This is a genomic window from Arenibacter palladensis, from assembly GCF_900129275.1.
GTDB classification, from domain to species: domain Bacteria; phylum Bacteroidota; class Bacteroidia; order Flavobacteriales; family Flavobacteriaceae; genus Arenibacter; species Arenibacter palladensis.
In genome coordinates this window covers 528,004-539,797 of record NZ_FQUX01000002.1, presented here as the reverse complement: position 1 = coordinate 539,797, position 11,794 = coordinate 528,004, and the positions used below count along the sequence as shown (strand labels likewise).

Below are 11,794 nucleotides of genomic sequence, written 5' to 3'. Positions count from 1 at the left end.
GATATCAAATTACTTGAAAACCGTGGGCATAGGGATCATCATCATCTATTATGATATTATTATAACCATAAACCTGTGCCCATCCTTTAATACTGGGGATGATGGCTTTCATCCCGGCCAATGTAGTCTCTTCCTCTACTTTTCCTATAAATTGGGATCCAATAAAACTTTCATGGATAAACTCATCCCCCACTTTTAGCTTTCCCTTGGCATGCCATTGTGCCATTCGGGCAGAAGTTCCGGTACCGCAGGGAGACCTATCTATGGCCTTATCCCCATAGAAAACGGCATTTCTTGCCGTGGCCTCCGGTGATATGGTGTTGCCGGTCCATTCTATATGGCTGACACTGTTGATAGTAGGGTTCTCTGGGTGGATAAACTTGTTGGGATATTTAAGATTAATTTTCTCCCTTATTTCTTGACTGTATTGTATCAACTTGCTGGCGGAATAATCCTGAATGCCCTTAAAATTCTTTTGGGGGTCAATAATAGCATAATAGTTGCCTCCATAGGCGACATCAAACACAAGTTCCCCTAAATCTGAGCAATTTACAGTAAGTTCGGATGCGGCCAGGTATGATTTAACATTCGTTAATTTTACCCAATCCACCTTTTTGCCGGTTTGTTGGTATTGAATATTTACCAAGCCGGCTGGGGTTTCCATTCTTATTTTTCCAGGCTCCTTGGGAGAAAGTAGTCCTTCCTCTATTCCTATGGTTATTGCTCCAATGGTACCATGCCCGCACATGGGGAGGCAGCCGCTGGTTTCTATAAACAGGATACCAAAGTCGTTTGCTGGATCTGAAGGCGGATAAAAAATACTTCCGCTCATCATGTCATGGCCACGAGGTTCGAACATTAATCCTTTTCGGATCCAATCGAATTCCTTTAAAAAATGCTGGCGTTTTTCGCTCATGTCCACGCCATAAAGATTAGGTCCACCCCCGGCAACAACCCTAACAGGATTCCCACAGGTATGGGCATCCACACAAAAAAAAGTTTTTCTACCCATTGTGCTAGAGCTGCTTTTTCGTGTGCTCACCATTCACTAGCCGCATAATGTCTAAAGGATTGTTGTTCTTTAGGGCATCCGGTAATAATTCTTCAGGCCAACTTTGGAAAGACACTGGTCTTACCCATCGTCTTATGGCCGAAGTACCAACGGAGGTAAACCTACTGTCCGTAGTGGACGGAAATGGCCCACCATGCATCATGGATGGACAAACTTCCACACCAGTGGGCACGCCATTGAAGATGATACGCCCTACCCTATCTACCAAAGCATTTACTACCTCTGGACTTGTTTTTATTTCGGTTTCGGTGCCTAGAATAGTTCCTGTCAACTGTCCTTCCAAATGCTGGATTACGGTAACCAATTCGTCTTTGTCCTGGCATTGTACAACAATTGAAAACGGACCAAAAACCTCCTTATGTAACACGGGATTGTCCAAAAAGTCTTGCGCGGCAACGGTCAATACTTTTTGTTCACCGAAATTAGGGGTAGTTTCGCCTTTATAAGCAGCCACTTCCGCTGTTTTGGGTTGTGAAGACAATTCCTTTTTACCTTTTTCGTAACCTTCGTATATGTTTGGATGTAACATGCAAGTAGGCTCCAGTTTTTCTATTTCCTTGCCCAAGTTGGCTATAAAGCCATCCAAGGCCTGTCCCTTGATACCTAATATAAGTCCTGGATTAGTGCAAAATTGTCCCGCTCCCAACACAATGGAACCTGCGTATTGGGCTGCCCATTCGGACCCTTTTTGCTCCAAGGCAGAAGGTAGGACCACTACCGGATTAATACTGCCCATTTCGGCAAAAACCGGGATTGGCTCTTTTCTTTGCGAGGCCAATCTATAAAGGGCCATTCCTCCATTGGTACTACCGGTAAAACCTACGCCTTTTACTTTTGGGTGCATGGTCAATAACTGACCTACTTCAGAATCCCTACTGTTTAAGTTGGAGAAAACACCATCTGGCATCCCCGTCTTTTTAGCTGCTTTTGTAATGGCCGAGGCTACCAACTCACCCGTACCGGCATGCAATGGGTGACTTTTTACAATTACGGGACATCCTGCTGCCAAAGCACTGGCGGTATCTCCCCCTGCAGTAGAAAATGCCAATGGGAAATTACTGGCGCCAAATACGGCAATGGGACCAATTGGAAGCAACATTTTTCTAATGTCTACTTTTGGCAAAGGTTCCCTAGTTGGCTGTGCGGTATCTATAGTGGCCTCTACCCAAGATCCCTCTTCCAACAAGGTGGCGAAAGCCCGCAGTTGTCCCATAGTTCTTCCTCGCTCTCCTTTTGCCCTACCTTCCGGTAATCCGGATTCCTGGACGTAAACTGAAATCAATTCATCGCCCAAGGCTTCAATTTCACTGGCAATGGCCTTTAAAAATTCGGCTTTTTTGGCGTCTGAGAATTTGCCATAGGTTTCAAATGCTATTGCTGCCTTTTCTACCGCGGCATTTACCTCTTCCTGGGAAGCCTCATGGAAAACCCATTCTGTAGGTTTGTTTAATTTTGGATTGAAAGTTGTATATGTTCTATTGTTCTTGGCAGATGTATCAACACCAATATAGTTTTTACCTGTTATCATTATGATTTTGTTATAATTATACGCCCAAATGAGCTTGAATTTCCTTGACTAAAGTAACACTTTAGCAGGTTATTTATGTTATAATTAGGTTAAACCAATTGTGGTTTATATTCGGGAAGGGTTGGTCTAGTCTTCATCCCTTCTTCAATAATTGTCAAGACCCTTTTTCTTTCTTCACCTTGCAAAGGTAGTCTAGGGGCCCTTACTTGCTCAGTTCCAATGCCTGTGGCTACTTCGGCCAATTTTATATTTTGTACCAACTGGGGGTTGATGTCCAGTTCCAACAATGGTAAAAACCATCTGTAAATAGCTAGTGCTTCCGGAATTCTCCCAGCTTTGGCCAGGCTGTATATAGCTACTGTTTCTGCAGGAAAGGCACAGACCAGTCCAGCAACCCAGCCGTCAGCACCCATAAGAATGCTTTCCAATCCTAAGGTGTCCACACCTGTCAACACCTTGAGGCGGTCGCCGAATCTATTTTTAATCCGTGTAATGTTGGAAATATCGCGGGTAGATTCCTTTACCGCTTGTATATTGGGCATGGTCAATAATTCTTCGAACATATCCAAGGTTACCTCTATACCGTAATCTACAGGATTGTTGTATATCATTATAGGTAAATCCGTACTCTTGGCTACCTCCTTAAAGTAGGTTACCGTTTCAAAATCATTGGCCTTATATCGCATGGGAGGAAGCATCATTAATCCACTGGCCCCATATTTTTTGGCTTTATAAGCTGCTTCAATGGCACCCTTTGTGGTCTGTTCAGCTATGTTTATGATTACGGGAATCTTACCGTTGACAATTCTCACAGTCTCCTGTATCAATATCTTTTTCTCTTCATCTGTTAGAGTACTGGCTTCCCCAAGTGTACCTCCCAGGATGATAGCACTGACCCCAGCTTCCAGCTGTGCCTGAATATTGGTTTCGAACATTTCAAGGTCCAGGGTGTCCTCTTTTGTGAATTTTGTGGTAACTGCTGGCATTACGCCTTCCCATTTTATTTGCATAACAAAGATTTTAATAATGAATTACAAATTTAATACAACCATAAACCTTAAAATAGAGAAATATTAGCCGAATTTGAGAGAATATTAACTTGTTGGGCTTTCTTTTGGCAAAAACTGGTTAAAAAACGATGTGGCCATTACCTTGTTTAAAATAAACGGAATTCCAACCGGTCTTGGTCATAATCCTATATGTTAGGTATTTATGCTACTTATGAAATAACAACAATAACAGACTAAGTACTTTTATAAAAATACTAAGATTCTTTCTTAAAGATTTCCCTATTTTTGAAAAATTCTCAATTAATTAAAAATAGCTGAATGAAAAAGATACTGTTTGTTGCGTTAGGACTTTCCTTGGCCTGCAACTCATCGCAAAAAACCATTTCCCAACAAATTGAACCGGTAGAAACCAGTGTAGACCCCATGGTTTATGCGCAATCCATTACAGAGGCCGAATTAAAGGAGCACCTCTATACTTATGCTTCGGATGAATTTGAAGGAAGGGATACTGGAGAACCGGGACAAAAATTGGCAGTGGAATACCTTAAGGCGGAATATGTTGAGCTTGGCATTCCAGCCGCCCAATCTGATGGAAATTATTTTCAAAATGTTCCGTTGGTCATAAGTAAACTACCTAAGGGATCTGTTTCCATTAATGTAAAGGAATACCAAAATGGAGAAGGGTTGCTGACATTTACAGCTGCCACGGGTAGCTTTGATAATATAGTATATGTAAGCTATGGTATAGAAGAAGAGAATTACTCGGATTATGCCGGGGTGGATGTAAAGGGTAAAATAGTTTTGATAAAGGCAGGGGAACCTATGAACACTGACGGAACCTATACCCTATCGGGCTCCAATGAGGCATCTGTATGGAGCAATATGTCGGAATCTATTGGAAAAAGAATGGAATTGGCCTCGAGCAAAGGCGCCATTGGGGTAATGTATTTTGATGAGGGCAACTACGGTCGCTTTAAAAATAGGTTTAATTTTATGCAAAGCAAGGATAGCGGTAGCATGGGGTTAAAGGATGAAGTCCAAAATGATTTTTACAGCTTTTTTATTGATGCCGATGTAGCAAATGCCATTCTTCCTAATATTAAATCTGAAAACACTTCCAAAAACGTTTCCACTAAACTGGTCCTGAATATTGAAAGTGATTGTAAAGACGTGGAGTCGGAGAATGTAGTAGCTGTAATTAAAGGGTCTGAAAAGCCTGATGAGTTTGTTATTATATCGGCCCATCTAGATCATGTTGGCGTAAACAACGAGGGGGAGATTTTTAACGGTGCTGACGACGATGGTTCAGGAACCGTTGGTCTTTTGGAGATTGCCGAGGCATTCAAAAAAGCGGCGGATGATGGCAATGGTCCAAAACGTTCCATAGTTTTTCTTCATGTTACCGGTGAGGAAAAAGGTCTTTTGGGATCAAAATATTATGCTGATCACGATCCAATTTTTCCTTTGTCCCAAACGGTGGCCGATTTAAATATTGATATGATAGGGAGAATAGACCCGAACCGTACTGGCGATAGGAATTATATCTATTTAATCGGTTCCGATAAATTGAGTACCGAACTCCATGAACTGTCGGAAGAGGTCAACAAAAAATATATGAATATTGAATTGGATTATACATTTAACGATGAAAATGATCCTAACCGCTTCTACTATAGAAGTGATCATTACAATTTTGCAAAAAATAATATTCCTATCATATTCTACTTTAATGGAACCCATGCGGACTATCACCAGCCTGGGGATACTCCAGACAAAATAAATTATGATCTATTGGAAAATAGAACTAGACTGGTTTTTCTTACCGCTTGGGAAATAGCCAATAGGGAGGCCCGTCTAAAAGTGGATAAGGCCGCTAAGTAATTAATAAAAAGTAAAGCTTTCAAAATGGGTGGATGAATTGGATTTGTCCACCTTTTTTGTTCTCAATAATTAAATACTAGGTTACACTTTGTCCATCCCTAAATTATCGTTTCAAAATCTTGCGGAGAAAGCTAAATGCCATATCAAAAAAAGAACAGGTTATATTCTAAACATTCGGCAACTTTTATGTTGAACATCGTAATTATTCCTATATTAATTTCAATGATTTACAAGATAGTCTTAATTTTGCATGCTAGTAAAAAAGTAGGCAATGTGCCTCTTTAAGAATATTTAATCTAAGATCATAAATCATAACCCTATAAAATGAAGAAAACGTTATTTGATAAAGTATGGGATTCCCATGTTGTTCATAAGATTGAAAATGGGCCGGATGTCCTGTTCATAGACCGTCACATGGTACATGAAGTGACTAGTCCGGTAGCATTTCTAGGTTTAAAAAGTAGGGGTATTCCAGTAATGTATCCAGGGCGTACTTTTGCTACTGCAGATCATAACACTCCTACCATTAACCAGCATTTGCCAGTTAAGGATCCGCTTTCGGCCAATCAGCTTAAGGCATTGGAGGAAAATTCCAAGGCTCATGGTATTTCCTATTGGGGACTTGGGCATGAAAAAAACGGAATTGTGCACGTAGTAGGTCCGGAATATGGAATTACCCAACCTGGAGCTACCATTGTATGTGGTGATTCGCATACCTCTACCCATGGTGCTTTTGGAGCTATTGCATTTGGTATTGGAACTTCCGAGGTGGAAATGGTATTGGCTACCCAATGCATTATGCAGCAGAAGGCTAAATCCATGCGTATCAATGTAAATGGAAAGCTAAGCAAAGGTGTTACGCCAAAAGATGTGGCACTTTATATAATTTCCAAATTAACGACTTCTGGTGCAACTGGGTATTTTGTGGAATATGCAGGTGATGTTTTTAGGAACATGACCATGGAAGGTAGGATGACCGTTTGTAACCTTAGTATTGAAATGGGTGCGCGTGGAGGAATGATTGCCCCGGACGAAAAGACCTTCGAATACATCAAAGGACGGGAGTTTACTCCTGTAGGTGCCGATTGGGACAAGGCTATGGAATATTGGAAAACCCTTAAAACGGATGAGGGTGCCACTTTTGACAAAGAAATCACATTTGATGCTGCCGACATAGAACCTATGATTACCTACGGAACCAATCCAGGAATGGGTATCGGAATTTCCAATGGTATCCCGCAGGCTGAATCTGTGGAGGGTGGTGTTGCCACTTATAAAAAATCACTTCAATATATGGCCTTCAACGAGGGCGACAATATGATTGGAAAGCCAATCGATTTTGTGTTTTTGGGAAGTTGTACCAATGGCCGTATTGAAGACTTTAGAGCCTTTGCCTCCATTGTAAAAGGTAGAAAAAAAGCAGATAATGTAACTGCTTGGTTGGTACCTGGATCGCATAAAGTGGAATCCGCAATAAAGGAGGAAGGAATTTTGGACATCTTGCACGAAGCTGGTTTTGAACTGCGCGAGCCTGGATGCTCAGCATGTTTGGCTATGAATGATGACAAGGTTCCGGCAGGGAAATATGCTGTTAGTACCTCCAATAGAAATTTTGAAGGTAGGCAAGGCCCTGGTTCCAGAACACTATTGGCAAGTCCGTTGGTAGCAGCAGCTGCGGCAGTGACCGGAATGGTAACGGATCCAAGGGAGTTAATGCAAGAGGAATTGGTTTAAAACGTTAAAAAACTTTTAGCAAGATTTTAAAGCATTCCGCATAAATTTTGACATCCTGGAATGATATTTTTTGGAAGCAGTTTCTGGAGAATTTTAAGGAGATCAAAAATAATTTGGCGATAAAATAAAGTTTAATTTTTGTTTAGTGCTGGGCGCTGAGCATATAAGTTTAAATAACATGGCATACGATAAGTTTAATATACTTAAAACAACAGCAGTTCCTCTTCCCATTGAAAATGTGGATACGGATCAAATAATTCCGGCCCGTTTTCTTAAAGCCACCGAACGCAAGGGCTTTGGGGACAATTTGTTTAGGGATTGGCGCTACAATCCGGATAATACTCCAAAAGAGGATTTTGTTTTGAACAATCCTACCTTCGGAGGTAAAATATTGGTTGGGGGCAAAAATTTTGGATCCGGTTCTTCTAGGGAACATGCTGCTTGGGCTGTTTACGATTACGGATTCAGATGTGTGGTATCCAGTTTTTTTGCGGATATTTTTAAGAATAACTGCTTAAACATCGGTGTGTTGCCAGTACAGGTAAGTGCCCCGTTCTTGGAAAAAATATTTGAGGCAATCTATGCGGATCCAAAAACAGAATTGGTAGTCAATTTACCGGAACAGACCATTACGTTGACATCAACTGGTGAGTCAGAAAGTTTTGACATCAACAATTACAAAAAAGATAATATGCTTAACGGCTTTGATGATATTGATTATCTTTTAAATATTAAGGAGAATATAAGGGAATTTGCCGAAGATACTCCATTGTAAAGTATTGGTTTTCAGTGAATGTAACACATTTTGAGACGAGGTTTTCCTTGGTCTTGATGGGTTACAAAGGCATTTACTTTTTTTAAGTTATTGGACAATAGAGTTACGGTTACTAGTTCTGCATAAATGAAACGAAGAATAATTGAAATAATGGACACCACCCTTCGGGATGGGGAACAGACCTCAGGGGTGTCCTTTTCAGCATCCGAAAAGCTTACCTTGGCTAAGTTATTGTTGGATGAGTTGAATGTAGATAGAATTGAAGTAGCCTCCGCCCGAGTATCGGAGGGAGAACTTTCGGCGGTACAACAGATTACCGAATGGGCCAATACAAAAGGCTATATTAACCGTGTTGAGGTATTGACCTTCGTTGATGGAGGTGTTTCCATTGATTGGATGAAAAAATCCGGTGCAAAGGTCCAGAATCTTTTAACTAAAGGTTCTATGAACCACCTAACGCACCAGCTTAAAAAAACGCCACAGCAACATTTTAGTGAAATAGAAAAGACCATTGCAGAAGCGGCCAAGGAAGGTATTTCTACCAATGTCTATTTGGAGGACTGGAGCAATGGGATGCGAAATTCAAAGGAATACGTATTCCAATTTATAGATTTCCTATCCACACAGCCAGTTAAAAGGGTTTTGTTGCCGGACACTTTGGGTATCCTTACCTATACCGAAACAAACAAATTTATATCGGAAATAGTTCAGGGTTATCCCAAAATGCATTTCGATTTTCATGGGCATAACGATTATGATTTAAGTGTTTCCAATGTGATGGAGGCTATAAAAGCAGGTTGCCACGGACTTCATTTAACCGTTAACGGAATGGGTGAAAGGGCAGGTAATGCCCCAATGGCAAGTGCTATAGCCGTAATCAATGATTTCATGCCAGAAATAGAGGTGGCGGTGAACGAATCTTCCCTTTACAAGGTGAGCAAGTTGGTATCTGCCTTTACTGGATTTGGTATTCCTGCCAACAAGCCAATAGTTGGGGATAATGTTTTTACCCAAACTGCTGGAATCCATGCCGATGGGGACAGTAAAAAAAACCTGTACTTCAACGATTTAATGCCGGAGAGATTTGGTAGGAAACGTAAATATGCCTTAGGCAAAACTTCGGGAAAGGCCAACATTCAAAAAAATCTACAAGAGCTTGGACTTACGCTGAATGATGATGAATTAAGAAAGGTTACGGCCCGTATTATTGAATTGGGAGATAAAAAGGAAAAGGTAACCAAGGAGGACCTGCCCTATATTATTTCCGATGTTTTGGATAGCGATACCTATCAGCAAAAAGTTTTTGTTAAATCATACGTACTTACGCATTCCAAAGGTTTAAAGCCCTCCACTACCCTAGCCCTCGAAATTAATGGAGAACTTATAGAGGAACATGCTCAGGGAGACGGACAATATGATGCATTTATGAATGCCTTGAGAAAAGTATACAAATCCAAAAAATTGGAATTGCCCACTTTGGTGGATTATGCCGTGCGAATTCCGCCGGGCAGTAATTCCGATGCTCTTTGCGAAACCATTATTACTTGGAAAAGAGGTGATAAGGAATTTATATCCAGGGGGTTGGATTCCGATCAAACTGTTTCGGCCATAAAAGCGACCGAGAAAATGTTGAACATAATCTAGGAAAATCACAAACAATTATAACCATGCCAGACGCAAAACGTATGGCAAAAAGCGAAAATAAATGAAATTAAATATTGCCCTTTTAGCAGGAGATGGAATAGGTCCTGAAGTAATAGATCAAGCGGTAAAAGTATCCAATGCCATAGCCAAAAAATACAATCACGAGATAAGCTGGACGCCTGCCCTTACCGGTGCAGCTGCAATTGATGCGGTAGGAGAGCCTTATCCGGATGAAACCCATGCCGTTTGTGAAGCTGCGGATGCTGTTTTATTTGGGGCTATAGGTCACCCAAGATTCGACAACGATCCATCTGCTAAGGTACGTCCAGAGCAGGGATTGTTGAAAATGAGACAAAAATTGGGCTTGTTTGCCAATGTTAGGCCTACTTTTACCTTTCCTTCACTTATAGATAAATCACCTTTGAAACGCGAACGTATTGAGGGTACGGATTTAATTATTCTAAGGGAATTAACGGGCGGAGTATATTTTGGAGAACGTGGACGAAAGGACAATGGGAACACCGCCTTTGACACTATGACCTATACCCGTGCCGAAATACAACGTTTGGCCAAAAAAGGTTTTGAAATGGCCATGACAAGATCTAAAAAGCTTTGTTGTGTAGATAAGGCCAACGTTTTGGAATCTTCCAGATTGTGGAGAGAGACAGTACAGGCAATGGAAAAGGATTACCCAGAAGTAACTGTTTCCTATGAATTTGTTGATGCTGTGGCCATGAGATTGGTACAATGGCCAAAAGGATATGATGTAATTATAACTGAAAATCTTTTTGGAGATATTTTAACCGATGAGGCTTCGGTAATTTCCGGGTCTATGGGACTAATGCCATCGGCTTCCGTAGGAACCAAAACAAGATTGTATGAACCCATTCACGGATCATATCCACAAGCGGCAGGTAAGGACATTGCCAATCCATTGGCCACCGTACTTTCTGCTGCCATGATGTTCGAAGATTTTGATTTGAAGGAAGAAGCGCAGGCCATTCGTGATGTTGTAAACAAATCCTTGGCTGAAGGTGTGGTTTCGGAAGATTTGGCGGAGGGCGGAAAAGCCTATAAGACCAGTGAAATTGGAGATTGGCTGGCTAAAAATATCTAGAATATTTTAAATAATAATTATAAAGCCCCTTATTTGAGGGGCTTTATTGCATCTAGTATATATTGAAATGGTACGCCTTAATTTGGAAAAACAATAGTATCATCGATGATTACTTCATCATTTAAAGTAACTATCAAATTTAATCCGGTCGTAATTTCATTCTGCTCTATGGAAATGTTGTAATGCTCGTTCGCGCTAATGCCCATGTACCATTTTGAGGCAGTGACAGGCAAACCTGAATTATTTGTGGCTGTTATGGAAATTTCCAAATCCCCACCTTGGTCTCCTAGAGTTCCTGTAATCCAATCTCCATCATAAGTCATAAAATAGCCAGTTTGACCGCTCTGAGCTGTATTCCAAGTCAATTCCGATTTTTCATTACTTCCAAAGATATTGGTCCATTTCCGGACATCTACTTCAATATCAGGGAAGGAAGAGCTTACCTCGGGCGAAATAGTAATGGTAGTTGCCATATCCAACAAGGCCAGATTGGCGTTTATCGTAGTAATAGCACCGCTGTTAATAAGTACGCTGGAATTATAATAGCCATAACTTCCAGTATTAAATAGGGCATCCAATGCGGAGTAATTACTGAAACTGCCTATTAGGAGATTATAAAAACCGGCAGGCAATTCAATAGTTTCAGGAGATTCATTGTATGGGCGGTTATATACTTGTTCAGATCCATTACTGATATATATCCTCATTGCTGCCAAAACATCTTCCAAAGGGGGCTTTCCAGTAGTAATTTGGATAATCTCTTTTACAGTTGCCTTAAGGGATAGAAACCCAGGTTCGGTCTCTTCAATTGCGTCTATAGTGGTGGGTTCACCTATGGCCTCTAAGACATTATCCTTGTCACAGCCTACAAAGAATAGCCCAAGGATCAACATTCCAAAAATAAGTTTTGCTTTCATAATCAAAATATTTAGTTGTTAATACTTTTGTTTATGATTTAATGTCTAAAACAACAAGAGGTTAACAGGTCTCTGAGAATTTATTTTGAATATGGACATCCAAGCTGGTCGGACAT

The 11,794-nt window shown here is 40.8% G+C and carries 9 protein-coding genes; 5 read left to right on the top strand and 4 right to left on the bottom strand.

What is annotated here, in order from left to right; all coding sequences use genetic code 11:
• Positions 1–4: 4 nt before the first annotated feature.
• The 3 genes from BUA60_RS08270 to BUA60_RS08260 form a co-directional block, all read right to left on the bottom strand.
• Positions 5–1,012, bottom strand: coding sequence for a 4-hydroxyproline epimerase (locus BUA60_RS08270; RefSeq protein ID WP_072861276.1), 1,008 nt, complete (start codon positions 1,010–1,012; stop codon positions 5–7).
• A 4-nt stretch (positions 1,013–1,016) separates the two neighbouring features.
• Positions 1,017–2,600, bottom strand: coding sequence for an aldehyde dehydrogenase (NADP(+)) (locus BUA60_RS08265; RefSeq protein WP_072861275.1), 1,584 nt, complete (start codon positions 2,598–2,600; stop codon positions 1,017–1,019).
• 89 nt (positions 2,601–2,689) lie between these two features.
• A complete protein-coding gene (locus BUA60_RS08260; RefSeq protein ID WP_072861274.1) occupies positions 2,690–3,610 on the bottom strand; it encodes a dihydrodipicolinate synthase family protein in 921 nt (306 codons plus the stop codon).
• A 318-nt stretch (positions 3,611–3,928) separates the two neighbouring features.
• Between BUA60_RS08260 and BUA60_RS08255 the strand changes: the two genes are divergently transcribed.
• From BUA60_RS08255 to leuB, 5 genes are all read left to right on the top strand, one after another.
• Entirely contained in the window at positions 3,929–5,491 is a 1,563-nt protein-coding gene (locus BUA60_RS08255; protein ID WP_072861273.1) for a M28 family peptidase, read from the top strand.
• Positions 5,492–5,815: 324 nt separating this feature from the next.
• A complete protein-coding gene (gene leuC / locus BUA60_RS08250; protein ID WP_072861272.1) occupies positions 5,816–7,225 on the top strand; it encodes a 3-isopropylmalate dehydratase large subunit in 1,410 nt (469 codons plus the stop codon).
• A gap of 178 nt (positions 7,226–7,403) precedes the next feature.
• A complete protein-coding gene (gene leuD / locus BUA60_RS08245; protein WP_072861271.1) occupies positions 7,404–8,000 on the top strand; it encodes a 3-isopropylmalate dehydratase small subunit in 597 nt (198 codons plus the stop codon).
• 126 nt (positions 8,001–8,126) lie between these two features.
• Positions 8,127–9,644, top strand: a complete 1,518-nt coding sequence (locus BUA60_RS08240) for an alpha-isopropylmalate synthase regulatory domain-containing protein (protein ID WP_072861270.1) — start codon at positions 8,127–8,129, stop codon at positions 9,642–9,644.
• 61 nt (positions 9,645–9,705) lie between these two features.
• Complete coding sequence (leuB, locus tag BUA60_RS08235; RefSeq protein ID WP_072861269.1) at positions 9,706–10,761, top strand: 3-isopropylmalate dehydrogenase; 1,056 nt, start codon at positions 9,706–9,708, stop codon at positions 10,759–10,761.
• A 77-nt stretch (positions 10,762–10,838) separates the two neighbouring features.
• Here leuB and BUA60_RS08230 read toward each other — a convergent pair whose 3' ends face one another.
• A complete protein-coding gene (locus tag BUA60_RS08230) occupies positions 10,839–11,678 on the bottom strand; it encodes a DUF4493 domain-containing protein (RefSeq protein WP_072861268.1) in 840 nt (279 codons plus the stop codon).
• Positions 11,679–11,794 lie beyond the last annotated feature (116 nt).